General features: G+C 72.3%; 20 protein-coding genes and 1 pseudogene. 13 read left to right on the top strand and 8 right to left on the bottom strand.

Annotation, left to right across the window (positions count from 1 at the left end):
- Positions 1 to 109: 109 nt before the first annotated feature.
- Positions 110 to 4,819: pseudogene (gltB, locus tag SNR22_RS14210) on the top strand (glutamate synthase large subunit); the annotation flags it as partial.
- Between the two features lie 181 nt (positions 4,820 to 5,000).
- Positions 5,001 to 6,518 carry a glutamate synthase subunit beta gene (locus SNR22_RS14205; protein ID WP_320067021.1) on the top strand — a complete coding sequence of 506 codons (1,518 nt, stop codon included), beginning with the start codon at positions 5,001 to 5,003 and terminating at the stop codon, positions 6,516 to 6,518.
- A 77-nt stretch (positions 6,519 to 6,595) separates the two neighbouring features.
- Here the strand turns inward: SNR22_RS14205 and SNR22_RS14200 are convergent, their stop codons facing one another.
- Entirely contained in the window at positions 6,596 to 8,143 is a 1,548-nt protein-coding gene (locus SNR22_RS14200; RefSeq protein WP_320067020.1) for a M1 family metallopeptidase, read from the bottom strand.
- A 251-nt stretch (positions 8,144 to 8,394) separates the two neighbouring features.
- On the opposite strand from SNR22_RS14200, the gene SNR22_RS14195 reads away from it, so the two are divergent.
- Both SNR22_RS14195 and SNR22_RS14190 read left to right on the top strand, forming a co-directional pair.
- Entirely contained in the window at positions 8,395 to 10,947 is a 2,553-nt protein-coding gene (locus tag SNR22_RS14195; RefSeq protein WP_413775632.1) for an FtsK/SpoIIIE domain-containing protein, read from the top strand.
- 3 nt (positions 10,948 to 10,950) lie between these two features.
- A complete protein-coding gene (locus tag SNR22_RS14190; RefSeq protein WP_320067019.1) occupies positions 10,951 to 11,802 on the top strand; it encodes a hypothetical protein in 852 nt (283 codons plus the stop codon).
- Between the two features lie 49 nt (positions 11,803 to 11,851).
- On the opposite strand, the gene SNR22_RS14185 is transcribed toward SNR22_RS14190, so the two are convergent.
- Positions 11,852 to 12,808 carry an FAD-dependent oxidoreductase gene (locus SNR22_RS14185; RefSeq protein ID WP_320067018.1) on the bottom strand — a complete coding sequence of 319 codons (957 nt, stop codon included), beginning with the start codon at positions 12,806 to 12,808 and terminating at the stop codon, positions 11,852 to 11,854.
- 122 nt (positions 12,809 to 12,930) lie between these two features.
- On the opposite strand from SNR22_RS14185, the gene SNR22_RS14180 reads away from it, so the two are divergent.
- Together SNR22_RS14180 and SNR22_RS14175 are read left to right on the top strand one after the other, a co-directional pair.
- On the top strand, positions 12,931 to 13,827 hold the full coding sequence (locus tag SNR22_RS14180) for a LysR family transcriptional regulator (RefSeq protein WP_320067017.1): 897 nt from the start codon (positions 12,931 to 12,933) through the stop codon (positions 13,825 to 13,827).
- Between the two features lie 230 nt (positions 13,828 to 14,057).
- Positions 14,058 to 15,452 (top strand): non-reducing end alpha-L-arabinofuranosidase family hydrolase, encoded by a 1,395-nt coding sequence (locus tag SNR22_RS14175; RefSeq protein WP_320067016.1) that lies wholly within the window; start codon positions 14,058 to 14,060, stop codon positions 15,450 to 15,452.
- 194 nt (positions 15,453 to 15,646) lie between these two features.
- Here SNR22_RS14175 and SNR22_RS14170 read toward each other — a convergent pair whose 3' ends face one another.
- Positions 15,647 to 15,862 carry a hypothetical protein gene (locus tag SNR22_RS14170; RefSeq protein WP_320067015.1) on the bottom strand — a complete coding sequence of 72 codons (216 nt, stop codon included), beginning with the start codon at positions 15,860 to 15,862 and terminating at the stop codon, positions 15,647 to 15,649.
- 80 nt (positions 15,863 to 15,942) lie between these two features.
- Here SNR22_RS14170 and SNR22_RS14165 point away from each other — a divergent pair, with 80 nt between their 5' ends.
- From SNR22_RS14165 to SNR22_RS14155, 3 genes are read left to right on the top strand one after another with little or no spacing between them, the layout of a single operon-like run.
- Entirely contained in the window at positions 15,943 to 16,128 is a 186-nt protein-coding gene (locus SNR22_RS14165; RefSeq protein WP_320067014.1) for a hypothetical protein, read from the top strand.
- Positions 16,125 to 16,343, top strand: coding sequence for a hypothetical protein (locus SNR22_RS14160; RefSeq protein ID WP_320067013.1), 219 nt, complete (start codon positions 16,125 to 16,127; stop codon positions 16,341 to 16,343). The genes SNR22_RS14165 and SNR22_RS14160 overlap by 4 nt, the downstream gene beginning before the upstream one ends.
- A 17-nt stretch (positions 16,344 to 16,360) precedes the next feature.
- Entirely contained in the window at positions 16,361 to 16,603 is a 243-nt protein-coding gene (locus tag SNR22_RS14155) for a hypothetical protein (RefSeq protein ID WP_320067166.1), read from the top strand.
- A gap of 36 nt (positions 16,604 to 16,639) precedes the next feature.
- On the opposite strand, the gene map is transcribed toward SNR22_RS14155, so the two are convergent.
- A complete protein-coding gene (gene map / locus SNR22_RS14150; protein WP_320067012.1) occupies positions 16,640 to 17,422 on the bottom strand; it encodes a type I methionyl aminopeptidase in 783 nt (260 codons plus the stop codon).
- 66 nt (positions 17,423 to 17,488) lie between these two features.
- On the opposite strand from map, the gene SNR22_RS14145 reads away from it, so the two are divergent.
- Positions 17,489 to 17,791 (top strand): helix-turn-helix transcriptional regulator, encoded by a 303-nt coding sequence (locus tag SNR22_RS14145; RefSeq protein ID WP_320067011.1) that lies wholly within the window; start codon positions 17,489 to 17,491, stop codon positions 17,789 to 17,791.
- A 61-nt stretch (positions 17,792 to 17,852) separates the two neighbouring features.
- Here the strand turns inward: SNR22_RS14145 and SNR22_RS14140 are convergent, their stop codons facing one another.
- Together SNR22_RS14140 and SNR22_RS14135 are read right to left on the bottom strand one after the other, a co-directional pair.
- The gene (locus SNR22_RS14140) at positions 17,853 to 18,296 is read right to left on the bottom strand and encodes a nitroreductase family deazaflavin-dependent oxidoreductase (protein ID WP_320067010.1); all 444 of its coding nucleotides are present in this window, start codon (positions 18,294 to 18,296) and stop codon (positions 17,853 to 17,855) included.
- A gap of 159 nt (positions 18,297 to 18,455) precedes the next feature.
- A complete protein-coding gene (locus tag SNR22_RS14135; protein ID WP_320067009.1) occupies positions 18,456 to 20,081 on the bottom strand; it encodes a GMC family oxidoreductase in 1,626 nt (541 codons plus the stop codon).
- A gap of 182 nt (positions 20,082 to 20,263) precedes the next feature.
- On the opposite strand from SNR22_RS14135, the gene SNR22_RS14130 reads away from it, so the two are divergent.
- From SNR22_RS14130 to SNR22_RS14120, 3 genes are all read left to right on the top strand, one after another.
- Entirely contained in the window at positions 20,264 to 20,629 is a 366-nt protein-coding gene (locus SNR22_RS14130; protein ID WP_320067008.1) for a YciI family protein, read from the top strand.
- Positions 20,630 to 20,912: 283 nt separating this feature from the next.
- A complete protein-coding gene (gene pyk, locus SNR22_RS14125; protein ID WP_320067007.1) occupies positions 20,913 to 22,361 on the top strand; it encodes a pyruvate kinase in 1,449 nt (482 codons plus the stop codon).
- Positions 22,358 to 23,239, top strand: a complete 882-nt coding sequence (locus SNR22_RS14120) for an acyl-CoA thioesterase II (RefSeq protein ID WP_320067006.1) — start codon at positions 22,358 to 22,360, stop codon at positions 23,237 to 23,239. The genes pyk and SNR22_RS14120 overlap by 4 nt, the downstream gene beginning before the upstream one ends.
- On the opposite strand, the gene SNR22_RS14115 is transcribed toward SNR22_RS14120, so the two are convergent.
- The gene (locus SNR22_RS14115) at positions 23,240 to 25,015 is read right to left on the bottom strand and encodes a vWA domain-containing protein (protein ID WP_320067005.1); all 1,776 of its coding nucleotides are present in this window, start codon (positions 25,013 to 25,015) and stop codon (positions 23,240 to 23,242) included.
- A gap of 28 nt (positions 25,016 to 25,043) precedes the next feature.
- Positions 25,044 to 26,510, bottom strand: coding sequence for a serine/threonine protein kinase (locus SNR22_RS14110; protein ID WP_320067004.1), 1,467 nt, complete (start codon positions 26,508 to 26,510; stop codon positions 25,044 to 25,046).
- Positions 26,511 to 26,710: the final 200 nt, after the last annotated feature.

The following is a 26,710-nucleotide window of genomic DNA, read 5'->3' as shown; positions in this document are numbered from 1 at the left end:
TCAATCTGAACTGGCCTTGCGTGGTAACCCCTAACGTAGACTCAATAGACCCATAAGGGCCGACGTCGTCCCGACCGTGTTCCAAACCTGAGTGACGACAGGAGGCCCGGTGGCCTTTCCGTACCCTCCCAACCAGCAGTCGGCCCCGCGCGCGACCGGCCTCTACGACCCCGTGCACGAGCATGACGCTTGCGGTGTGGCCTTCGTGGCGGACCTGTACGGTCGGCGTTCCCACGCGGTCGTGGCGAACGGCCTCGGCGCACTGCTCCGGCTGGACCACCGAGGTGCCCGCGGCGCGGAGCACAACACCGGCGATGGCGCCGGGATCATGATTCAGGTGCCGGACGCGTTCCTACGCGCGGTGGTGGACTTCCCGCTGCCGCCTGCCGGGGAATACGCCACCGGCCTGGTCTTCCTGCCGACCGACGACGCCGGCGAGGCCCGTGCCCGCCGGGTTCTGGAGAAGTACGCCCTGGTCGAGGGCGCCGACATCCTCGGCTGGCGGGACGTGCCCACCGACCCGGGTGGCCTGGGCGAGACCGCCCTCGCGGCGATGCCCCGGGTGCGGCAGGTCTTCCTGGCCGCGCACCGGCTCACCGACTCCCCGGCCGGTCCGGCCGGCTCCCCGCTGACCGGCCTCGACCTGGACCGGGTGGCGTTCTGCGTGCGCAAGCAGGCCGAGCGGGAGAGCACCGAGCGGGGCGTGCCGGCATACTTCCCGTCGCTCTCCGCCCGGACCATGGTCTTCAAGGGGATGCTCACCCCCGACCAGCTCCCGGAGTTCTTCCCGGACCTGACCGACGAGCGGGTGGTCAGCGCGATCGCGCTGGTGCACTCGCGGTTCTCCACCAACACGTTCCCCTCCTGGCCGCTGGCCCACCCGTACCGGCTCATCGCGCACAACGGCGAGATCAACACGATCCGCGGCAACCGGAACTGGATGCAGGCACGAGAATCGATGCTGCGCAGCCCGAACCTGCCCGGCAACATCCGCCGGGTCTTCCCGGTCTGCACCCCGGCCGCGTCCGACTCGGCGAACTTCGACGAGGTCCTGGAGCTGCTGCACCTGTCCGGGCGGAGCCTGCCGCACGCGGTGCTGATGATGATCCCCGAGGCGTGGGAGAACGACTCGGACATGCGCGCCGACGAGCGCGCCTTCTACCGGTTCCACTCCAGCCTGATGGAGCCGTGGGACGGGCCGGCGTCCGTCGCGTTCACCGACGGCGACATCGTCGGCGCGGTGCTCGACCGCAACGGCCTGCGCCCGGGCCGTTGGTGGCGCACCTCCGACGGCCTGGTGGTGCTCGGCAGCGAGGCGGGCGTGCTGGACCTCGACCCGGCCACCGTGGTCGCCAAGGGGCGGCTCCAGCCGGGAAGAATGTTCCTGGTCGACACCGTCGCCGGCCGGATCGTCTCCGACGACGAGATCAAGGCCGAGCTGGCCGCCGCGCAGCCGTACGGCGAGTGGCTGCACGCCGGGCTGATCGACCTGACCGACCTGCCCCCGCGCGAGCACACCGTCTACACGCACGACTCGGTGCGCCGCCGTCAGCAGACGTTCGGGTACTCGCAGGAGGAGCTGAAGATCCTCCTCGAGCCGATGGCCCGCACCGGCGCCGAGCCGCTCGGCTCGATGGGCACCGACACGCCGATCTCCCCGCTGTCGACCCGGCCCCGGTTGCTCTACGACTACTTCCACCAGCTCTTCGCCCAGGTCACGAACCCGCCGTTGGACGCCATCCGGGAGGAGTTGGTGACCAGCCTCCGGCACACCATCGGCGCGGAGGGCAACCTGCTCGACCCGGGCGCGGCGAGCTGTCGGCAGGTCGTGCTGCCGTACCCGGTGATCGACAACGACGAGCTGGCCAAGATCCTCTGCATCGACGAGGACGGCGACCTGCCCGGCTTCAAGGCCGTGCGGGTCTCCGGGCTCTACCGGGTCCGCGACGGCGGTCCCGGGATCAAGGCCCGGCTCACCGAGATCTGCCGGCACGTGTCCGAGGCGATCGAGGACGGCGTACGCATCCTGGTGCTCTCCGACCGGGATTCCAACGCCGACCTCGCCCCGATCCCGTCGCTGCTGCTCACCGCCGCCGTGCACCAGCACCTGGTGCGCGAGCAGACCCGTACCCAGGTGGCGCTGATCGTCGAGTCCGGGGACTGCCGCGAGGTGCACCACGCGGCCGTGCTGATCGGGTACGGCGCCGCGGCCGTCAACCCCTACCTTGCGTTCGAGTCGGTGGAGGACATGATCGCCACCGGAGTACTGACCGGAGTGGCCCCGACAAAGCCCGACGAGCCGCCATCGGAGATGGCGGCGAAGGCGGTGCGCAACTACGTCAAGGGGCTCGGCAAGGGCGTCCTGAAGATCATGTCCAAGATGGGCATCTCGACCGTCTCGTCCTACTGCGGGGCGCAGGTGTTCGAGGCCCTCGGCCTGGACACCCGTCTTGTCGAGCGATACTTCCGGGGCACCCCGAGCACGATCGGCGGGGTCGACCTGCACGGCATCCACGCCGAGGTCGCCGCCCGACACTCGCGGGCCTGGCCGGCGCCGGGCGTGGTGGCGTCCGACCAGTTGGAGGTCGGCGGCGAGTACCAGTGGCGCCGCGAGGGTGAGCTGCACCTGTTCAACCCGGAGACGGTCTTCCTGCTCCAGCACGCCACCCGAACCCGCCAGTACGACGTATTCCGCCAGTACACGGCCAAGGTCGACGAGCTGGCCGCGCGGGCCGGCTCGCTGCGCGGCCTGTTCACCCTGCGCACCGGCCTCCGCCCGCCGGTGCCGCTGGACGAGGTCGAGCCGGTGAGCGAGATCGTCAAGCGGTTCGCCACCGGCGCCATGTCGTACGGGTCGATCTCCGCCGAGGCGCACGAGACCCTCGCCATCGCGATGAACCGCCTCGGCGGCAAGTCCAACACCGGCGAGGGCGGCGAGGACGTCGAGCGGCTACACGACCCGCAGCGGCGCTCCGCGGTGAAGCAGATCGCCAGCGGCCGGTTCGGCGTGACCAGCGAATACCTCGTCAACGCCGACGACCTCCAGATCAAGATGGCCCAGGGCGCCAAGCCCGGCGAGGGCGGCCAACTGCCCGGCAACAAGGTCTGGCCGTGGATCGCCCGTACCCGGCATGCCACCCCGGGCGTCGGCCTGATCTCCCCGCCGCCGCACCACGACATCTACTCGATCGAGGACCTGGCCCAACTCGTCCACGACCTCAAGTGCGTCAACCCGGCCGCCCGGGTGCACGTCAAGCTGGTCAGCGAGGTCGGCGTCGGCACGGTCGCGGCCGGCGTGGCGAAGCTCAAGGCCGACGTCATCCTGATCTCCGGCCACGACGGCGGCACCGGCGCCTCTCCGCTGAACTCCCTCAAGCACGCCGGCACCCCCTGGGAGCTGGGCCTGGCCGAGGCGCAGCAGACGCTACTGCTCAACAGGCTCCGCGACCGGGTCACCGTGCAGGTCGACGGGCAGCTCAAGACCGGCCGGGACGTGCTGATCGCGGCGCTGCTCGGCGCCGAGGAGTTCGGCTTCGCCACCGCCCCGTTGATCGTCTCCGGCTGCGTGATGATGCGGGTCTGTCACCTGGACACCTGCCCGGTCGGCATCGCGACTCAGAACCCAGTGCTGCGCGAACGGTTCAACGGCACCCCCGAGTTCGTGGAGAACTTCTTCCTCTTCCTCGCCGAGGAGGTCCGGGGGTACCTCGCCGAGCTGGGCCTCCGGTCGATCTCCGAGGCGATCGGCCAGACCGAGCTGCTCGACGTCGTCGAGGCCATCGACCACTGGAAGGCCCACGGTCTGGACCTGAGCCGCGTACTGCACCAGCCGGAGCTGCCGGCCGGCGCCGCCCGGCGTGGCGTGCGGGCCCAGGACCACGGCCTGGAGTTGGCGCTGGACAACGAGCTGATCGCCCTTGCCGGGCCGGCGCTCACCGACGGCACGCCGGTGCGGGTCGAGGTGGCGGTGCGCAACGAGCACCGCAGCGTCGGCGCGATGCTCGGCGGCGAGGTCACCCGCCGCTTCGGCGGGACCGGCCTGCCTACCGACACCATCGAGTTCCTGCTGCGCGGCACCGCCGGGCAGTCGTTCGGCGCGTTCCTGCCGAACGGAGTCACCCTGCGGCTGCACGGCGACGCCAACGACTACGTTGCCAAGGGCCTCTCCGGCGGCCGGATCGTCGTCCGCCCGGACGCCGCCGCGCCGTTCGTCAACGGCGGGGCCCCACCGGGGGAGCGCGCCGAGGACCAGATCGTCGCCGGCAACACCATCCTGTACGGGGCCACGGCGGGCGAGGTCTTCCTGCGCGGCCGGGTCGGCGAGCGCTTCGCGGTGCGTAACTCCGGCGCGGTGGCGGTCGTCGAGGGCGTCGGCGACCACGGCTGCGAGTACATGACCGGCGGCACGGTGGTGGTGCTCGGCGAGACCGGGCGCAACTTCGCCGCCGGCATGTCCGGCGGGACGGCGTTCGTCTGGAATCTCGACCGGCGGCGGGTCAACACCGAGATGGTCGACCTGTTGCCGCTGTGCGACGAGGAGCGGGACCGGCTGCACGAGCTGATCCACCGGCACGTCGACGAGACCGCCTCGACGGTCGCCGAGTCGCTGCTGAAGCGCTGGCCGGAGGCGGTGGAGGAGTTCACCGCCGTGGTGCCCCGGGACTACCGCCGGGTGCTGGAGATCATGCGAGCCGCCGAAGCTGCCGGCCGTGACGTCGACGACGCGGTGATGAGCGCATTGGCGGCGTCAGCCGCTTCCGCATCGCAGCCGGCGTCTCCCGTCTCGTCCGTGTCATCGTCGTCGGCGTCTCCCGTCTCGTCCGTGTCATCGTCGTCGGCGTCTTCCGTCTCGTCCGTGTCATCGCCGTCGGCGTCTTCCGACTCGTCGGTGTCATCGCAGCCGGCGTCTTCCGTCTCGTCCGTGTCATCGTCGTCGGCGTCTTCGGACTCGTCCGTGTCGGTACCGCCCGCCCTGCGGTCGGTCGCCCAGGAGGTGGCTCGTGCCTGACCCGAACGGTTTCCTGCGCTACGACCGGCGGCTGCCCGCGCGCCGCCCGGTGCCGGTGCGGATCAGCGACTGGCGGGAGGTGTACCCGCCGGCCGGCGAGGAGCTGATCCGCGAGCAGGCCACCCGCTGCATGGACTGCGGCATCCCGTTCTGCCACAGCGACACTGCCGGCTGCCCGCTGGGCAACCGCATCCCGGACTGGAACGATCTGGTCCGGACCGGCAACTGGGATGCGGCGGTGGAGTCGCTGCACGCCACCAACAACTTCCCCGAGTTCACCGGCCGGCTCTGCCCGGCACCGTGCGAGGCCGCGTGCGTCCTCGGCATCGGGGGCGGCGACCCGGTCACCATCAAGCAGATTGAGGTGGAGATCGCCAACGCGGCGGTGACCCGGGGCGGGCTCATTCCTCGCCCGGCGGCGGCGCCGACCGGCCGGACGGTCGCCGTGGTCGGCTCCGGGCCCGCAGGCCTGGCCGCCGCCCAACAGCTCGCCCGCGCCGGCCACACCGTGACGGTGTACGAGCGCGACGATGCGATCGGCGGCCTGCTCCGGTACGGCATCCCCGACTTCAAGCTGGAGAAGCAGCACGTCGACCGGCGGCTGGCCCAACTGGAGGCCGAGGGCGTGCGGTTCCGTACCGGGGTGAACGTGGGTGTCGACGTGACCGCCGAGCAGTTGCGCGAGGCGCACGACGCCGTGTTGCTCGCCTGCGGAGCACTCCAGGGCCGGGACACCCCGGAGACCCCGGGACGGGGGCTGCGCGGCGTACACCAGGCGATGAGGCACCTCGTCGCGGCGAACCGGGTGGTCGCCGCGGCCAGTGAGGACAAGCCGGCGCTCGCCGTGCTGCCCAACGGCACCCCGATCGACGCGGCCGGCAAGCACGTGGTCATCATCGGCGGCGGCGACACCGCCGCGGACTGCCTCGGCGTGGCCCACCGCCAGGGCGCCGCCGGGGTGCACCAGCTCGACCTGTACCCGGAGCCGCCGCACTCCCGCGACGCCGAACGGGACCCGTGGCCGACCTGGCCGTGGGTTCTGCGCAACTACCCGGCGCACGAGGAGGGCGGCGATCGGGTCTTCGCCGTCGCCGTGCAGGAGTTCGTCGACGACGGCACCGGCCAGGTGAAGTCCGTCCGGATCGCCGAGGTGACCGTCGAGAAGCGCGACGGCCGGCGGATCGTCACCCCGCTGCCCGGCTCCGAGCGGGACCTCCCTGCGGACCTGGTGCTGCTGGCGATCGGCTTCGAGGGCACCGAACGGCAGCCGCTGCTGGAGCAGTTCGGGGTCACCCGCAACGCCCGGGGCGCGGTGGACGCCCGCCCGGACTGGCAGACCGCCGCCGACGGCGTCTTCGTCGCCGGCGACATGCACCGGGGAGCCTCGCTGATCGTCTGGGCGATCGCCGAGGGACGCGCGGCGGCCGCCGCGATCCACACGTACCTCGGTGGCGTCGGCGAACTGCCCGCCCCGGTCGACCCGGCACACCAGCCGCTCGCCGCCCGCTGACCCACCGCACGCCACGACGCCCAACGGGCCGGGACCCTGCTGTCCCGGCCCGTTGTCCATGCCGTCCGGGGGATGGGTCAGTGGGCGTGGAGCCGGTGGGTGTCGCGGATCTTCGCCCAGGACTTCGGCTCGGCCGGCGCGGTGCCGGTGCGGGTGGCGGCGGCTGAGCCGGAAAGCTCCGGGCGGCCCTTGGTGAACAGCCAGGTGGTGAAGAGGGCGTCGAGGTCCTGGCCGGAGATCCGCTCCGCGAGGGCCTGGAACTGCTCCACCGTGCCCGTGCCGTGCCGGTGGGCGGCGGTCCACGCCGGCAGGATTCGGAAGAACGCCTCGTCGCCGACGGCCAGCCGGAGCTGGTGCAGGGTCATCGCGCCCCGGTCGTAGACCGCGTCGTCGAAGATGTTGTCCGCGCCGGGAGCACCGGGCAGGACCTGCCAGAAGCCGTCGTCGGCCGGGTAGGTGGCGTAGGTGAAGTCGAACAACTCCTGGGCGGTGCCCTCGCCCTGTTCCTCCGACCAAAGCCACTCGGCGTACGAGGCGAAGCCCTCGTTGAGCCAGATGTGTCGCCAGTCCGCCACGGATACCGAGGCGCCGAACCACTGGTGGGCGTTCTCGTGGACGATGACGGAGGTGTTCGAGCCGCGCCGCCAGAAGCCCGGCCCGTACACCGGGCGGGTCTGCGTTTCCAGGGCGAAGCCGATGCCGTCGACCGGACCGGCCACCCCGCCCTGCGCCTCGAACGGGTACGACCCGAAGAGGCCACTCGCCCACTCGTTGATCTCGGCGGTCCGTTCGATGCTGGCCCGCGCCGCAGGCCCGAGCACGCCCAGCGTGGTGCTGTACGCGTTGACGACCGGCTGCCCGTTCGGGGCGACGTCGGTGACGATGTCGTACTGGCCGACGGCCAGGAACGACTCGTACCCCGTGCCGGGGCTGGTGCTGCGCCAACTCCACCGCATCCGGTTGCCGGCCTCGGCCAGCGGCGGGCGTGGCTGAACGCCGTTGCTGATCACCTCGACGCCGGCCGGCACGGAGACCGAGACGTCCCAGTTGGCCTTGTCGAGGGGGTGGTCGTTGCTCGGGTACCACCACCAGGCCGACTCGGGCTCGTTGACGGCGAGGCCGCCGTCGGCCGTCCGCTTCCAGCCGGTGTAGCCGTTGACCTTTGTCGTCGACGGCACGCCGGCGTACTTCACGACGACGGTGAGGGAATCGCCCTTGACGATCGGGCGGGGTGCGGTGATCACCAGCTCGTGGGCACCCTCCCGGGCGTGGGTGGCCGTCCAGCCGTTGACCCGCACCGACTCGACGTCGAGCACGAAGTCCAGGTTGAACCGGGACAGGTCCTGGGTGGCCCGGGCCAGGATCGTGGTGGTGCCGCTGAGCTGGTCGGTGGCCGGCTCGTAGCGCAGCCGGACGTCGTAGTGGTCGACGTCGTACCCACCGTTGCCGTAGTCGGGGAAGTAGCTGTCGCCCAGGCCGGGGCTGCCGGGTGTCGGCGCGGCGGGGGCGGCGACCGGCCGGCCCCAGCCCGATCGGGTGGCGGCCTGGCCGGGGGCGCCGGCCACGGCCGCGCCAGCGGTGGTGACGGTCAGGGCGGCGAGGGCCGCCGCGAGAACGCGTCGCACGAGGTGGACTCCCTCCATCGGGTGTACGCACGCCAAGCTAATCGATAATTGTGAATTAGTCTCTCCCGTGGGTGCTTTCCGCACCGGTCCCGATGATCCACCCCCCGCACGCCGACGACCGGCGGTCCACCCCTGGACCACCGGCCACCACCCGTGGCAGAAGAGCCTGCCACGGGCTGCGGACTGTCCGCCGCGGGCGCGCGTCCGTTAGGGTTCGCTGGACCAGACGGCCATCGCGTGGGGAGCACAGGGTGGGCAGGCTCGCGGCGGCGTACGGCCAGGCGGTCGCCGTGCACCGGCAGGCCCGTGACCGGCTCAACCGGGCCCGGTTGGCCCTCGGCGCACCGCCCCCGGCCGTGACCGGCCCCGCCGAGGTCGTTGCCCGGCTGGCCCGCCTCGGCGGGCGGCTCGCCGCCCCCAGCCCCGGGGCGACCCCGCTGACCGACACGCCCGTCGGGGTCCGGGTCGGCGAGGCGACCACCCTGGACGGTGGCTTCCCCGTGCTCGTTCCGCTCGGCGGCGGATGCCACCTCACCGTCGACGCCGACGCCCGCGACCCGCGCGTCGGCGAGTTGCTGCGCGCGTTGGTGCTGCGACTGCTCGCCACCGCCCCGGCCGGCACGGTCCGGGTCGCCGGCATCGACACGGTGGCCTTCGGGGCGACCTTCCTGCCGCTGCGCCCCCTGCTCGACGCCGGGGTGCTCGCCCCGATCGCCACCACCGCCGCCGAGGTCACCGCGCTGCTCGACGCCGTCGAGCGGCATGTCCGGGTGACCCAGCACGCCGCCGGAGCCGGGCGGGAGCTGTTGGTGCTGGTCGCCGCCGCGGCGCCCGCGCCCCGGGAACTCGCCCGGATCGCCGCGCTCACCCACGCCGGCCCGTCCGCCGCGGTCTGCGTCCTGCTCGCCGGCCACCCACCGGTTACCCGGGCCACCCCGCCCGACGAGCCGCGGCTGGGCGCGGCCACCGCGCTGCGGCTGCACCAGCGGTACGCCCACGTCGGCGACCCGCCCGGGTACCCGTTCAGCGCCGACGGCTCAGGGCTGGCCGCCCCCGTCGTGCTCGACGGCGACCTGCCACCGGCCACCGTGGCCGCCCTCGCCGGGCACCTCGGCCCGGCCGTGCGCCGCGACGCCCCGCCCAGCTTCGCCGAGTTGCTGCCGGCCCTGCGGTGGACGGAGTCCAGCGCCACCGGGCTCTGCACCGTGGTCGGCCGCGCCGGGCGGCAGCCGGTCACCGTCGCCTTCGACGACGCCACCCCGCACTGGCTGGTCGCCGGGCGCACCGGTGCCGGCAAGACCGTGTTTCTCCTCGACGTCCTCTACGGGCTGGCCGCCCGGTACTCCCCGGCACAGCTCCAGCTCTGGCTGCTCGACTTCAAGGAGGGCGTCAGCTTCACCGAGTTCGTCCCCACCGAGCGCGACCCGTCCTGGCTGCCGCACGCCCGCGCGGTCGGCATCGAGTCGGACCGGGAGTACGGCCTCGCCGTACTGCGTGAGCTGCGCCGGGAACTGAACCGGCGGGCGACCGTGCTCAAGCGGCAGGGCGTCACCAAACTCGCCGACCTGCCGCCGGAGGCCGCCGTGCCACGGATCGTGGCGGTCGTCGACGAGTTCCAGGTGCTGCTCGCCGGCACCGACGCCCTGGCCCGGGAGGCCGTCGACCTGCTGGAGGAGCTGGCCCGCAAGGGCCGCTCGTACGGCGTACACCTGGTGCTGGCCAGCCAGGCCACCACCGGCATCGAGTCGCTCTACGGCCGGGCCGAGGCGATCTTCGGGCAGTTCCCGCTGCGGGTGGCGCTGCCTGGCGGCGCGGGTGCCCTCGACCCGCTCAACGACGCCGCCAACGCGTTGCCGATCGGCGCGGCCGTGCTGAACACCGCCGCCGGGGCGGCCGGCGCTGACACCGTGATCCGCTTCCCCGACGCGTACGCCGTCCGCGACGACCTCGCCCGGCTGCGCCACGAGCTGTGGCGGGACCGGCCGGCCGGCGACCGCCCCCCGACGGTCTTCCGGGGGTACGAGCCCGCGCGGCTGGAGGACGACGTCACCTTCGCCGCCCTGGGTGCCGGTGACGGGCCCCCGGCCGCCCTGGTGGGCCGGACGGTCGACGTGGCCGGCAGCACCGCCCGCTTCACCCTGGACGCCACCCCGGGCCGGCACCTCGCCGTCGTCGGTACCGCTACCACCGGCGCGGACGTGCTGCGCGCCGCCGTCCTCAGCCTCGCCCGCCAGCACACCCCCGGCGAGGCCCGCTTCCTGCTCGCCCCGCTGGTCGCCGCCGCGGGCCCGGCGTACGACGACACCGTCGCCGCGCTCGTCGCCGCCGGCCACCCGGTCGAACGCCTCGACCAGGCCGCCCTGCGGGACCGGATCGCCGTGCTCGCCGCCGCCGTCGCCGACGCCGCACCGCCCGCCGCCGGGCGGACCTACCTGGTGCTGTTCGGCGCGGACGCCGCGTCGGCCACTCTCGCCGGCACCGACCCGACCACGTTCCGCTCCGGCCTCGACGACCTGCGCGCCCTGCTGCGTGAGGGCCCCGGCCACGGGGTGCACCTGCTCGGTTGGTGGCGCGGGCTGCGCCGGCTGGCCGACGACCTCGGCGGGTCGCACCACCGCGACGACGTCGCCTGCCTCGTCGCGCTGAACGTCCCCGGGACGGAGCTGGGGCTGTACCTGGGCGAGCACGACCTCACCCACACCCCGCGCGCCGACCGCGCGCTGCTGGTGGACCGACACGACCAGCGCACCCGACTGATCGTGCCGTTCACGCGGGCCGGGCACGACCAGGACGCGGAGGACTGAGCGGTGTCCACCTTCTCCGAATACGCCGCCCTGGCCCGGCAGTTGGCCGACCAGCGCCGCGAGACCGACCAGGACGCCGCCGCCGAGGCCGGTCGCCGCCACGCCCTGCACGCGTCGGCCGACCAGCTCGCCCAGCGCCTCGCCGGGCAGTCCCAGCGCCTCGGCCACCTTGGCCGGGCCCTCGGCCTGCCCGACGACCCGCCACCCGGGCCCTCGGGAGATCACCCTGGGCCGGCCGTCCCCGCCAGCATCGTTTCCGGGCCGGGGCCGTCCGGCGGCCGGTCCGGCGGGGCCCCCGGGGCGGGGGCGGTGGTCGACGGCGGCGCAGCCGCCGCGCCGGGGCGGTCGGGGGTCGGGGCGTATCCCCCTGGGACAGCGGGCGGCGCGTTGGTCGCGCTGCCGACGGCGGCCGGGGTGCCCGCGCCCCGCGCCGGGGGTGTCGACCCGGTCGCGGAGCTGACCGAGGCCCGGCGGCTCGCCGACGAGGCCGACCGGCTCTTCCAGGTCACCGAGGCCGTCGCCCGGCACCCTCCGCTGCTGCCGACCTGGTCGCCGCTGTCGCGGGCGCTGGCCGTGTACGCGGGCTGCGCGGCGGCCGGGATCCTGCTGGCGCTGGTCATGCTGAAGGCCGCCGGCCTGGGCCTCGGTGCCGGCGTCCTCTACACCGCCACCTGCGCCGGGTTGCCGGTGCTCTCCTTCGTCGCCGGGTACCTGGTCCTCGGCCGGTGGGGGCGGCCGGTGCTCGGCGGGGACGCCCCGCAGCCCCGGTTCGTTCCGCTCGGCTTCGTGACCTGTGTGCTGCTCGTGCCGCTGGCCCAGTGCGGCTACCTGGTGCTCGTCCGCCTCACGCCCTGACCCCACGCCGCCGCGGTGGTGTGCCGTCCCGCCGGCGGCGTGGGGTCGCTCAGTCGCCCAGGGCGAGGCGGGCGACCTCGGCGGCGCAGCCCCAGGAGAGGGTGACTCCGGCGCCGCCGTGCCCGTACGCGTGCACCAACCGGCCACCGCCCGGCCCGGCCGCCTCGATCTCCACCCGGGGCCCGCCGTGCCGGGCCGGGCGCAGCCCGATCCGCTCGCCGAGCACCGGTGCGGCGGCCAGCTCCGGCACCAGCGCTATGCACCGCCGTCGGATCGCCGCCGCCGTCTCCGGGTCGGGCCGGGTGTCCCACGCGTTCAGGTCGTACGTGCCGCCGAGCACCACGTCGTGCTGGCGCGGGTGCACGTAGGTGATGCCGGCCGGGTCGTCCTCGTCGCGGACCGAGGTGGTCAGGCCCGGGTTCGCCACCAGCAGCACGTGCCCGCGCGCCGGGTGCACCGCCGGGTCGGCGGCGAGCCGGCCGGCGGCCAGCCCGGTCGCGTTGACCACCGTCGGGGCGACGTCGAAGCCCTCGGCGAGCCGTTGCACCCGGCGGCGCAGCACCCGCCCCCCGCCCGCCTCGACCCGCTCCCGCAGCCACGCCAGGTACGGGGTCATCTCCACGGTCGGCGCGGTGAACCGCAGCAGCGTGGTGTATGGCGCGGCGGCCGGCTCGGCCACCAGGTCCCCGGTCGCGTCCGCCCACCATGGCAGGCCGGCGGGGCGGTGGCGCAGCAGCATCCGGGTCGGCCGGGCCACCACCCCCGGCACGCCCCCGCCCGCCTGGCGGCCCAGCTCCGCGTGGGTGTCCCGGGCCCAGTGCAGCACCCGGGGATCCTCGTCGGTGTGGCTCGGGTACCAGACCGCGGCGGCCACCGTCGAGACGATGTCCGCCGGATCGTCCGCCGCCCAGACCGCTACCCGCGCGCCCCGCTCCTGGAGCGCGATGGCGGCGGTCAGCCCGATCACCCCGCCACCGATCACCACCACGTCAGTCGTCTGCGTCATCGTCGGCTCCCCTCGGTCGTGCTCTGGTTGTCGTTGCCTGGTTACGGATCGTCGCCGGGCGGGGGGTTCGCCGTCCAAGACGGAACCAGCAGTCGGCGATAAGCGTCGCTTATGATTGGCCCATGCCCGATCCCGCGACCCGGGACACCTGGTGGGACCTGCGCCGGCTGCGATACTTCGCGATCCTCGCCGAGGAGCTGCACTTCACCCGGGCCGCCACCCGCCTGCACATCGCCCAGCCGGCGCTCAGCCAGCAGATCCGGGCCCTGGAACGCCAGCTCGGTGTGCCGCTCGTGCACCGCACCAGCCGGGGCTGCACGCTGACCGAGGTGGGGGAGCGGGTCGCCGCCGAGGCCGGCCGGCTGCTCGCCGAGGTGGAGGCCGGCACCACCCGCATCCACGACCTGGTCCGGGGCGGCCGGCTCCGACTGGCGTACACCCGCTCGGCCCGGGGCGGCCGGGTGGACGCCCTGGTGGCCCGGTTCCGGGCCGCCCACCCCGAGGTGGAGGTGGCCGCCGAGACCGCCTGGACCGCCCCGAACGTCGCCGGACTGCTCGCCGGCCGGCTCGACGCGGCGTTCGTCCGCACGCCCGTCGAGGAACCCGCGCTGGCCTGCCGGTTCGTCGACACCGAGGAGTTGCTGCTGGCCCTGCCGGCGGGGCACCCGCTGGCCACCGGCCGACGCCGGATCAGCCGGGCCGAGGTGGTCGACCTGCCCGCCGTGATGTGGCCGCGCGAGAACGGCCCCGGCATGTTCGACCGGACCATCGCCCAGGTGTGGCCGCACGGCGGCTTCCGCCTCGTCCGGCAGGAGCCGGACGACGAGCAACTGCTCCGCGCGGTGGCCGGCGGAGACGTGATCGCGGCGGTGCCGGCCGGGCGGGCCCGCGCGGTGAAGGTGCCGGGGGTACGGCTGCGCCGGTTCACCGCCCCGGTGCCCACGGTGGACGTGCGGCTGGCCTGGCGACGCGACACCACCAACCCGGCCGTCCACCACCTCCTCGCCCTACTCGGCTAACCCCGCGTCCCCGCTCTCCTCGACGACTGACTCCTGATCCCCGCACCGCTGTCGGAAACCCGATAGGCCTGCGGTGTGCGAACGTGGGCGTTGGCCATCGCCTTCTGACGGCAAGCTTGAGGTTGTGGTGATGGGAGCGCTCCCGTAACCTACCTGACACGGCTGTTAACGCTCACATCGCAGCGGTCCCGGCGAATGTGTCGGCCGCCATCCCGTCAGGAGAGTGCTTTATGACTAGATCCAGAGCGACCAATGTCGGCCTGGTGTCGGCCGGCGTCGCGTTACTGGCGTCGGCGGCGGTCGTCGTGGCGTCGCCGGCTGATGCCGCGACTGCCGGCTGTTCGGTCGACTATGTCGTGTCGTCGCAGTGGCAGGGTGGATTCGGTGCCAACCTGTTGATCAGGAACCTTGGTGACCCGTTGGCTAGTTGGACATTGACCTGGTCATTCGGCGCTGGGCAGACAGTGACGCAGGCGTGGAACGCGACGTTGACGCAGAGCGGATCGGCAGTGACCGCGAGGAACGTGAGTTACAACGGATCGGTTCCGACCAACGGCACGGTGTCATTCGGTTTCAACGGGTCATGGACGGGCAGTAACCCGGCACCGACGAGTTTCGCCGTGAACGGCGTGACATGTACCGGTAGCGCGGGGCCGACGACGCCCCCGCCCACCGGGCCCACGACGCCCCCGCCCACGACGCCGCCGCCGAACGGCACCTGCACTCTTCCGTCGACGTACCGCTGGACCTCGACGGGCTCGCTGGCAAACCCGAAGTCGGGGTGGGTCTCGCTCAAGGACTTCACCAACGTCGTCTACAACGGCAAGCACCTCGTCTATGCGACGACGCATGACACGGGTACGAGTTGGGGCTCGATGAACTTCGGCCCCTTCACGAACTGGTCCGACATGGCCTCGACCAGCCAGAACACGATGCCTTTTTCCGCCGTTGCGCCTACGCTCTTCTACTTTGCCCCGAAGAACATCTGGGTGCTTGCCTATCAGTGGGGTGGGACCGCCTTCTCCTACCGGACGTCGAGCGACCCCACCAATCCGAACGGATGGTCATCGCAGCAGGTGCTCTTCACCGGAAGCATCTCCGGCTCCGGTACGGGTCCCATCGACCAGACACTCATCGGTGACAGCACGAACATGTATCTGTTCTTCACCGGAGACAACGGCAAGGTCTATCGGGCCAGCATGCCGATCGGGAATTTCCCGGGCAGTTTCGGCTCGACCTCTACGGTGATCATGAGTGACACGACGAACAATCTGTTCGAAGGGGTTCAGGTCTACAAGGTCCAGGGCCAGAACCAATACCTCATGCTCGTCGAGGCGATCGGTTCGCAGGGTCGCTACTTCCGCTCGTTCACGGCCACCAGCCTGGGCGGTTCGTGGACGCCGCAGGCGGCAAGCGAGAGCAATCCCTTCGCCGGCAAGGCCAACAGTGGCGCCACCTGGACCAACGACATCAGCCACGGCGATCTGGTTCGCAGCAACGCTGACCAGACCATGACCGTTGATCCCTGCAATCTGCAGTTGCTCTACCAGGGGCGTGCCCCCAACTCCGGTGGCGACTACGGCCTCCTGCCTTACCGTCCGGGTGTGCTGACGCTGCAACGCTGATGACGCGATCCCGCGTCCGCGGACAGGTGGCGGGCCCGGAGGTCTACACCGTTCCGGTCACCCCGTGACTGATCGAGCGTAGCCATGTGGATCACGTTCCAGGCAGCCAGCCGGAACGTGATCCACATCTTCGATGGAGAAGACCATGGGCCGCCACGTCCTGGCAGCGCGTCAGCCCCGCCTGGGCTACCTGGTCAGGCCGGGGTGTCGTCCTCGGTCGGGCGCGGCTGGCGGTACTTCTTGATCCACTCTTCGACGTCCTCGGTCAGCCACACCTTCATGCCGCGTAGCTCCTGGTAGGGCTTCGGGAAGGTGGGGTACCGGGCGAGCTGCTGGAACCGCTGCCGCGAGACGCCCAGGCGTTCTGCGATCTCGTAGGGCCCCATCAGGGACCCCCGGTCACGTTCCATGGCAGCCGAAAGTAATTGGATGCCTACTGTCCGATCGGCTATTGCCAATTGACTCGTTGTCCTACGGGGACCGTAACCGTATGCCGCGACACGTGTCCTTCAAGGAGTATCTGCTCGCCACGGCGATGACCCTGGCCCGCCGGCACAAGCCGGTCTGGTCGTGGATCGGGTGGCGCTACGTCTGCAAGTGCGGCAACGAACTGCCCTGCCGGCACAAACATCGGATCCCGATCAGCCGGGGCAACTGGCCGGGGGAGGAGCAGTGACCGACCACGGCCCCGTTCTGCCCCTCTGGCTCTGCGCCGGCTGCTCCGCCCCCTGGCCCTGCGCCACCCGCCGCCGTGAACTGCTGACCGAGTACGCGGCCTCGCCGGTCGCCCTGGTGCTCTACATGGGGTCGTACCTCGTGGCCGCCAGTCAGGACATGAGCTGGGCTCCGGCCGGGACGCTGCACCGTCGCTTCGTTGGCTGGCTGGCGTGACCGACCTTCGGGCCGGGATGCTCCTGCACCTGACGAGTGCGGCGAGCCCGCAGTTCGTGCGGCCGATCTTCTTCCGGCTGATCCGGGTGCACGCGGACTGGATCACCTACTACGGCTGGATCTGGCTGGACGGCTACCAGCTCGACGCCAAGGGCGACGCGGTGGCGCGACGGTCCATCTTCGTCCAGGAGGCCGGGCTCGTGGTGCTGGCTCCTGACGGGGCCCCGGAAACCTCCCTTTTCACCGCTGATTCGCGATGAGGCGTCAGGAGCACAGGGGTAGGCGTGGCTCCGACCTCAGGAGTGCGCCTGCTTCGGCAAGGTGAGGATTTCGGCCCCGTTGCTGGTGATGGCGACCGTGTGCTCACTGTGTGCGGTCCGGCAGCCTGTCGCACTTCGGAGCGTCCACCCGTCGGCGTCGGTGATGAGTTCAGCGGTGTCCGCCATGACCCACGGCTCCAGTGCCAGCAGCAGCCCGGGGCGCAGTCGGTATCCACGGCCGGGCCGCCCGGTGTTCGAAATGTGCGGGTCCTGGTGCATCGTTGAGCCGACGCCATGACCGCCGAACTGGGTGTTGACCGAATATCCCGCTTCGCGGAGGGTTGAGCCGATGGCGTGGGAGATGTCGCCGACGCGAGCCCCCGGGCCGGCTGCGGCTATCCCCGCGTGCAGCGCGCGTTCGGTCGCGCTGATCAGCGCGACGCTCTCCGGGGGCTTTGAGTCGCCCACGATGAAGCTGATGGCAGAGTCTGCGACGACTCCGCCGTGGGAGACGGCGAGGTCGAGTGACAGCAGATCGCCGTCGGCGAGCGGGTAGTCGTACGGCAGGCCGTGGAGCACGGCGTCGTTGACGGACGTGCAGATGTAGTGGCCGAACGGCCCGCGTCCGAAAGATGGCTCGTAGTCGACGTAACAGGACAGCGCTCCAGCCGCGACGATCATGGTCTCGGCCCACCGGTTGATGTCCTGGAGGTTGGTGCCTACTGCGCTGCGACTCTTCAGCGTCTGCAGGATGTCAGCGACCAGGGCACCTGCCTCCCTCGCTCGGGGCAGTTCGGTGGGATCCAGGATCTCGATCATGCAGCGCCTTCCGCACGCAACCAACAACTATCCCGGCCATACTATCCCGGTACTAGAATCGGAGCCATGGTCAGGTTGCCGCTCACACCCGCAGAGGTCGAGCGCGGACAGCGCCTCGGTGCCCTGTTGCGTCGCGCCAGGGGAGAACGCTCGATGCTCGTGACCGCGCTCGACGCACGCGTCTCACCGGAGACCCTCCGGAAGATCGAGTCGGGCCGGGTAGCGACCCCTGCCTTCCCGACCATCGCTGCGATCGCCGACGTCCTCGGCCTCTCCCTCGATGCGGTGTGGGCCGAGATCAACCAGCCCGAACGTGGCGTCGAACCGACCAGCTCCGGTCACCACGCACGTCAGCGGTTGGCCTCGTAAATCCCCATCCCGTAGGCGCGTAAGCCCCAATCCCGCAGGCGCGTCGGAGGCGGCCGCCCGGTCAGGCCCGCTCGACCACCACGACCGGGATCTCCCGGTCGGTTTCCCGCTGGTAGATGGCGTACTGGGGGAAGATCTTCGCCATCATCTCCCACAGCTCGGGCCGCTCCTGCGCCGACGCCGTCCGGGCCCGGCCCCGGAAGCGTTCGGCGCCGATCTGCACCTCCACCTCGGGATCGTCGACGAGGTTCAGATACCAGCTCGGGTGCGTCGCGGAACCCCCGCTGGACGCCACCAGCACCACCCGGTCGCCGTCCCGGCCGTAGAACAACGCGGTCCGCCGCAGCTTGCCCGACCGGCGGCCCCGGGTGGTGACCAGCAGCGATTCGTAGCCCTGGAACGTGGAGCCGTCGGCACCGTCGGTCGCCACGTACTGCCGCACGTGCTCAGCCACCCAGCCGACCGGGCTCTCCTCGACCGTCTCGCCCTGCTCGCCTGCCGTCATGTGTTGTCTCCTCGCCTCGCGCGGTGCCCGCCGCCCCACCACCGCACGAGCGCCGGGCCGGCGACGGCCTTGCACCGGAGGGTAACGGCTCCGACCCGGACGCGTGCCCCGCAACAGGTCGGCCGGGCGATCGACGCAGTGCCAGTTGGCCGGGAACAACTACGACGTCGGTCGGAGACCCGTCGGCTGGGCCGCCCCGCTCAGGATCAGGTCGGCCGCCCGCCAGGCCAGCGCCATCACCGGGGCGTTGAGGTAGCCCGACACCAGCACCGGCAGCACCGAGGCGTCCACCACCCGCAGCCCGTCGACCCCGCGTACCCGCAGCTCGGGGTCGACGACGTGCGCGTCGTCGGGGCCCATCGCGCAGGTGCCCACCGCGTGATAGCCGCAGTAGCCCAGGGTCAGCGCCGCCTCGAGGATCTCCCGGTCGTCGCGTACGTCAGGACCGGGCATGGTCTCGACCGCGATCCGTCCGGCGACCGGGTCGGTGGCGAACAGCTCCCGCATCCGCCGGAACGCGTTCACGGCGACCCGCCGGTCGTGGTCGGTGGTGAGGTAGTTGGCGACGATCCGGGGCGGCGTCGACGGGTCGGCCGAGGTGATGGCGAGACTGCCCTCGCTCTCCGGCCGGGTGACCGTGCAGAGCCCCATCATTCCCGGCTCGGTCTCCAACTCCAGTGCGTGACCCGGCCGACGGGGGGCGGCCGAGAAGGGCGCGATCAGCAGTTGCGCGTCGGGACGGTCGACATCCGGGGCGGACCGGATGTGCGCCCCGACGTCGTGCACGGGCAGGCTGAGCGGGCCCCGCCGGGTCAGCGCGTACCGCAGCGCGGCCAGCCCCTGCCCGAGCAGGCTGCCGAGCATCCGGTTGTAGCCGCCGTCGCCGACCAACCGGAACTGCACCGGCGTCGACCGGTGCTCGCGCAGCCCGAGCCCCACCCGGGGCCGGTCCAGCAGCACGTCCACCCCGGCCCGGCGCAGCGTGTCCGCCGGCCCGATCCCGGAGACCTGCAACAACTGCGGGGTGGCGATCGCCCCGGCGGCGAGGAGCACCTCGGCGGAGGCGGCGTAGTCGACCGTCCGCCCCCGGCTGCGGGTGCGCACCCCGACCGCCCGGCCGCCGTCGACGAGGACCCGCACCACGACCGTCTCCACCGCGACGGTCAGGTTGGGCCGGTCCCGGACCGGGTGCAGGAAGGCGGTGGCGGCGCTGACCCGGCTGCCGTCGTGGATGGTGGCCGTGAGGTAACCGATCCGCTCGTCGTCCTCGGCGTTCAGGTCGTCGACCCGGCGCCAGCCCAGGGCCTCCCCGGCGGCGATCGTCGCCTCGCACAGCTCGTCCGTGCCGGTCGCCGAGGAGAGCCGTAGCGGCCCGCCCGCGCCCCGCACCTCGGAGGCCCCCAGCGGATGGTCCTCCAGCCGCTTGAAGATCGGCAGCATGGTGTCCCAGCCCCAGCCCGGGTTGCCGAGCCGCTCCAGCCCGTCGTAGTCGAGCCGGTCGCCGCGGCCGTACACCATGCCGTTGATGGAGCTGGACCCGCCGACGAGCCGGCCGCGCTGCCACACCTCGCGCTGCGCCGGCGCCGCCTCCGCCGGGTAGTGCCAGGCGGTGCGCCGGTCGTCCATCAACCGACTGAACCCCTTGGGTACGCGGACGAAGGGACTGCGGTCCCAGCCGCCCGCCTCGATCAGCAGCACCCGGGTTCCCGGGTCCTCGCTCAGCCGGTTGGCCAGCACGCACCCGGCGGCGCCCGCGCCCACCACGACGTAGTCGAACTCTTCCACGCAGCCTCCCAATCGACGGTTGTGAGAATCCCTCAGAAGGTAGTGGTTCGATCACCGAACGGAAAGGCCGGGCAGTTGCGCCGAGCGGTCCCGCCGTCGGCCAGCCCCGTGCGACGCTGAGCCGGGGATGACGGCCGCCGGGCCGCCCGGCCGGTTTCCGTCGGGATCGGGGAAGGAACGCCATGACGGGGATGCCGCAGGTTGACGCAGCGCTCGACACCTACGAGTGCATCGTGCTGTACCCGGGGCCCTCCGGCCGGGCTCTGCCCGCCGAGACGATCCAGCAGTTGCAGGCCGAGCACACCGAGCACATGCGGGCGCTGCAAGGGCGGGGGATCGTGCTGGTCGCCGGCTCGATCGACGGACCCGCCCGCGAGCCCGACCCGCCGATCGGCTTCGGCCTGGCCCACACCGGCTCCGTGGACGACGTGCGCAGCGTCATGGAGGCCGACCCGGCGGTGCAGGCGGGGCTCTACCGGGTGGACGTGCTGACATTCCTCTGCCCGGCCGGTTCGGTGGAGTTCCCCCTCGTCAAGACGGAGAGCTGACGCCCCGAGGCAGTCCGGTCGGGTGTCGGCATCGTGACGGCGGTCCCAGGCGCCCGCTGCTACCGTCGCCCGATGGCGGGGAACGCGGCCATGGGGCGGCTGACGCCGGGCGGTACGATTCCCGGCGCGCGGTCGCCGATGCCCGCCGAGACGATGATTCCGGACGACGGCTCCGGTGCGGTTCCGCCCGCCGGGTGCTGGGCGTTGAGGCGTCATCGCACACACTGTTCCGCAGTCCGAAAGGGGTCGGCCCGTAGACCGACCCGGAGGAGAGACTAGCCTGATGGGCGTGACACGCCGCGCGAAGATTGTCTGCACTCTTGGCCCTGCCACCGCGTCCCCGGAGCGCATCCGGGGGCTCGTCGAGGCGGGCATGAACGTGGCGAGGCTCAACTTCAGCCACGGCAGCCACGCCGACCACGAGGCGGTCTACCGACTCGTCCGCGAGGCCGCCGACACGGTGGGCCGGCCGGTGGCCGTGCTCGCCGACCTCCAGGGTCCCAAGATCCGCCTCGGCCGGTTCGCCGACGGCCCGCACGAGTGGCGCACCGGCGACTCGGTGGTGATCACCGGCGACGAGATCCTCGGCTCCAGGGAGCGGGTCTCCTGCACCTACCGCAAGCTCCCGCAGGAGGTGAAGGCCGGCGACCGGCTGCTGATCGACGACGGCCGGGTGGCCGTCGAGGTCAGCGATGTGGTCGGCAACGACATCCGCTGCCTGGTCACCGAGGGTGGCCCGGTCTCCAACAACAAGGGCGTCTCGCTGCCCAACGTGGCGGTCAGCGTCCCGGCTCTGTCCGAGAAGGACGCCGACGACCTGCGCTTCGCCCTCGGGCTGAACGTCGACATGATCGCGCTCTCCTTCGTCCGCTCGGCGGAGGACATCAAGCTCGTGCACGACATCATGGACGAGCAGGGCGTACGCCGCCCGGTGCTGGCCAAGGTGGAGAAGCCGGAGGCGGTCGACCACCTCGAGGCGATCGTGCTGGCCTTCGACGGCGTGATGGTCGCCCGCGGTGACCTCGGCGTCGAGATGCCGCTGGACCAGGTGCCGCTGGTGCAGAAGCGCGCCGTGCAGCTGTGCCGGGAGAACGCCAAGCCGGTCATCGTGGCCACCCAGATGCTCGACTCCATGATCGAGAGTTCGCGGCCCACCCGCGCCGAGGCCTCCGACGTGGCCAACGCGGTGCTCGACGGCGCCGACGCGCTGATGCTCTCCGGTGAGACCAGCGTCGGCAAGTACCCGGTGCTCACCGTCAGCACCATGGCCAAGATCATCACGACCACCGAGGCCGGCTCCATCGGGGTGCCCCGGCTCCAGCACGACCCGCGCACCCACGGTGGGGCGCTCACCGTCGCCGCGTCGTCGATCGCCCGGGCCATCGGCGCGAAGGCCCTGGTGGCCTTCTCGCAGACCGGCGACACCGTCAAGCGGCTCAGCCGGCTGCACTGCGACCTGCCGCTGCTGGCCTTCACCCCGGTGCCCGAGGTGCGCAGCCAGCTCGCCCTCTGCTGGGGCGTGGAGACCTTCCTGATGCCGTTCGTCGAGCACACCGACGACATGTTCCGCCAGGTCGACCAGGCGTTGCTCGGCCTCGACCGGGCCAACCCCGGCGACTACGTGGTGATCGTCGCCGGTAGCCCGCCCGGCACCCCCGGCTCCACCAACACCCTGCGGGTGCACCAGCTCGGCTCGCTGGTCGACGCGGCATCGGCGAGGGCCTTGCAGTGACCGAGGCGGCGGCTGTCGGCCAGGCGGCCGTGGACCAGTTGCTCCAGGTCCTCGACCTGGAGCACACCGGCGAGATGACCTTCCAGGGGATGAGCCCCCCGATCGGTCTGCAACGGGTCTACGGAGGCCAGGTCGCCGGCCAGGCCCTGGTCGCCGCCGGCCGCACCGTCGCCCCGGAGCGGTTCGTGCACTCGCTGCACGGCTACTTCGTCCGTGCCGGCGACGTCGCCGAGCCGATCGAATACCAGGTGGAGAACGTCCGCGACGGCCGGTCGTTCTCCGTGCGCCGCGCGGTGGCGCTCCAGCACGGCAAGCCGATCTTCTTCATGTCGGCGTCCTTCCAGCGGTTCGAGGAGGGCCTGGACCACCAGACCCCCACCCCGCCGGACGTGCCCCTGCCCGACGACGTGCCCACCATGACCGACCGACTGGCCCGCTACCCCGAGCGGCTGGGCATCTGGGGGAAGATCCCCCGCCCGATGGACGTGCGCTACGTCGGCGAGCCCGGCTGGGTACGCCCCGGCGACCGCCCCGCCGACCTGCACCAGCGGGTGTGGATGCGCATCGACGGCAAGCTCCCCGACGACCCGCTGCTGCACGCCTGCGCCCTCACGTACGCCTCCGACCTGACCCTGCTCGACTCGGTGCTGTCGGTGCACGGCGAGGTGTGGGGCCCCGGCGGGGTGGTCGGCGCCAGCCTCGACCACGCCCTGTGGTTCCACCGGCCGTTCCGCGCCGACGAGTGGTTCCTGTACGACTGCGACAGCCCGTCGGCCTCCGGCGCCCGGGGGCTGGCCACCGGCCGCATGTTCACCGCCGACGGCCGGCACATCGCCAGCGCCGTCCAGGAGGGCCTGCTGCGCCGGGTCGGCTCCTGATCAGAAGCTGCTGACCAGCTTCACGAAGGCCTCGTCGATCGTCGCCGGGTCGGTGGCGTCGAACGCCTTGCCGGCGCTGGCCTTGGCGATCCGGTCCAGAGCGTTCAGGTCGGACTCCCGGTCGAAGGCGACGCAGAAGACCTTGACGGGCCGCTCCGGATCCAGCGCGATGTCCTTCAGCAGCCGGGCGAGGTCGCTGTCCTTCGGGTACTCGTTCTTGCCGTCGGTGAGGACCACCACCGCGTTGATCCGATCCGGGTCGTAGTTGTCGAGCAGGTGGCGGTGCGCGGCGCGAACCGTCGCGTACAACGCGGTGTTGCCCTCCACCCGCAGCCCGGTGAGGCTGCGGGTGAACCCGGCCTGGTTGAACGGCCCGAGCCGGACCGCCTCGCTGTAGGGCTTCTTCGGCCGCTGCGGCGTCTCCGAGGAGAACGACCAGAGTGCCACCTGGTCGGCGGAGTTGAGCAGGCTGACGCCCTTGGTGGCGGCGGCGGTGGCCACCTTGAACCGGGTGCTACCGCCGACGCGGGCGTTCATCGACCCGGAGGTGTCCACGGCGAGCAGGATGTTCGCCTTCTTGCGCAGCGTGCCCCACCCGCGCAGGATCGCGTCGACCACCTCCGGCTCGGGCGGGTCGAAGTAGACGAGCTCCGTGCCGGACCCGCCCCGGACCGCGGCGACCAGGGCGTCGGAGGGCCGACGCTCGTGGTCGCGGAAGCCCAGCTCGGCGAAGCTGCGCTGCTGGGGGAGGTCCTGGAGGAAGGTCAGGAAGTCCTGCGCGGCCGCCTGCTGTGCCTCGTCGGCCGAGGGCAGCACCACGTACGGGTGATCGAGGTTGAAGGTGCCCTCCTTCGGGTGCACCGCCACCAGCGGCACCCGTGGCTTCTCGCCCAGCTTGGGACTGAGCTGCCCCTCGTTGTACTGGTAGACCAGCTCCTCCTGCACCACCACCGCGCTCATGTCCCGCGCCCGGGCGTCCCCGCCCGCGCCCAGGTCAGCCTCGGCCAGGTCGCGCAGCAGGTCCACCGAGTCGTCGCTGTAGTGCGAGACGTTCGCCTCGATCCGGCGGACGAACTGGGTCACCCCGGGCTTCGCCAGGTCGGCCTCGGTCAGGTCGCTGGACCGGCCCACGGCGGCGTAGTAGGTGGCGATGGTGGCCGCCAGCCCCGACGTGGACAGGTTGGGGTTGTCCTTGCCGAAGGTGAACCGACCCCAGGCGGGCTTGCCGAACGCCGCCCAGCCCTGGTCCCCGGAGAGCCCGAGCAGGTCCGCCCAGCCGAGCGGGCCCTTCTGCCGCACCAGCTCACCCTTCTCCCGGGGCATGGCGATGACCAGCGGGCTGTTCGCGATCGACGGGTACCGGGGCTCGGCGGTCTGCGCCGGCCGGCCGGCCTGCTCGTCCAGCACGCGTAGCCGGCTCGTCCAGAGCGACGACGTCGGCAGCCACACCTGCGGGGCCGGAATCGTCGGCTGCCGGCCGGCCCAGTTCCCCGCCGCCAGCGCCTCCATCGCCTTGCCCGAGTTGAGCCCGTGCACGGTCACCTGGGCGCAGCGCCCGCCGAAGCGCCGGTCGCTGGTGTTGTACCGCCCGGCGAGCTGGCCGAGGAGCTGGTCCTTCTCCGTCGAGGAGTTCACCTCCAGCGCCACGCACGAGGCGCGGTCCGCGCCGGGGGCCGGCCGCACGATCACGTACGCCGCGGCGATGACCGCCAGGCCGGCGACGACAGCCACCGAGTACGGCAACCACGGTCGGGTGGAAGGCTGACCGGTGGCCATCGGATCCTCCTTCGGTTCGGGGTGGTTTTCAGGCGCCGGGACGGACTGTCGGTCCGCCCTGCTCAGGTGCGGGACCGGCCCCGGGGCCGTACGGTGCGGGGCCGTGCGGTGCGGGGCCGTACGGTGCGCCGGCTCCCGGCAGCGCGGTGGCGACCAGTAGGCGGACACCATAGACCACGGCAAACGTCACCGCCCCGACGCCGGCGGCGGTGCCGACGGCGGTGGACGCGACGTAACCGGCCGCCGCGCCGACCGCGCCCAAGAAGATGGCCGCCGAGATTCCCCACGCGTCGGCGTATTGCTGGCGTAGGCGCCGCGACCAGGTGTCCCGCCCGGGCCCGTGCCGGTCGTACGCCGACCCGGGCGGGGCGGCCGGCGATTGCGCCACCTGCTCCCGGCTGACCGGCCGCTGCGCCACCGGCTCGTACGCCGTCGGCGGGTAGGTCGTCGGTGGGTACGCCACCGGGTTGTGCGTCGTCGGTGGGTATGCCGTCGGCTGGTGCCTTGTCGGTGGGTGCGCCACCGGCTGGTGCGTCGTCGGTGGGTACGACGCTGGCTGGTGCCTTGTCGGTGGGTGCGCCACCGGATGGTGCGCCGTCGGCTCGTGCGGAGCCGGCTGGCGGGGGACCAGTTGGGTGGCCGCAGCGTCGGTGCCCGCCTGAAGCGCCGTCTGGATGGGCACCGGGGCCCCGGTGCGCCCGTGCCCCAGCAGCCGCAGCAGGACCTGCTCGGCCGGTGGCCGGGCCCGGTGGTCCTTGTCCAGGCACTGCCCGACCAACTCGGCCAGCGGGCCGGAGAAGCCGGTCAGGTCCGGCGGGTCGTGCAGCACCCGGTTCATCACCGCGACGATGGTCCCGGTGCCGAACGGTGGCCGACCCGCCGCGGCGAACGCGATGGTCGCCGCCCAGGCGAAGACGTCGCTCGCCGGGCCGACCTCCTCGTCGCGGAACCGCTCCGGGGCCATGTACGGCGCGGTGCCCATGATCCTGTTGGTCATCGTCTCGGTGACGTCGAGCGCCCGGGCGATGCCGAAGTCGATGACCCGGGGCCCATCCGCGCCGAGGACGACGTTGTCGGGCTTGAGGTCGCAGTGCACCACATCGGACTGGTGGATCGCGGCGAGCGCGGTGGCGGTGCCCACGGCCAGCCGGTGCAGGGCGTTGCCGGTGATCGGGCCGTGTTCGCGAACGTGCCGTTGCAGGGTCGGGCCCTCGATGTACTCGCTCACCACGTACGGCGGGTCGCTGTCCACGTCGGCGAAGAGGATCTGCGCGGTGCAGAACGGCGCCACCCGCCGGGCGGCGGCGATCTCCTTGGCGAACTGCGTCTTGGCACGCGGGTTGAGGTGCAGGTTGAGGTTGATCATCTTGACGGCGACCAACATGCCCTGCGGGTCGCGGCCCAGGTAGACCACGCCCTGGCCGCCCGCGCCGAGCCGGCTGAGCAGTTCGTAGGGGCCCGTGCGGGCCGGGTCCCGCGGACCCAGCGGCGTCATCTCCGGCATCGCTGTCGCTGCCCCTATCGGCCTGGCTGTCTTCCGAAATTCGCGCGCTGGTGCGCCGTTCCGTCCCGCCTTGTCGGCCCCGTCCGGTCGCGCCGGCGACACCGATATGGTGTCACGACTCCGCCAGTGACGAGAGCCGTGGTGCCCCGGCGGTGGGGACGATGCCGGTTCGTCCGTTCGGCCGAGGGCCG

Source organism: Micromonospora sp. RTGN7 (genome assembly GCF_033804645.1).
GTDB lineage: Bacteria > Actinomycetota > Actinomycetes > Mycobacteriales > Micromonosporaceae > Micromonospora.
The sequence above is the reverse complement of the archived record's forward strand: the minus strand, read 5'-3'. Positions and strand labels throughout refer to the sequence as shown.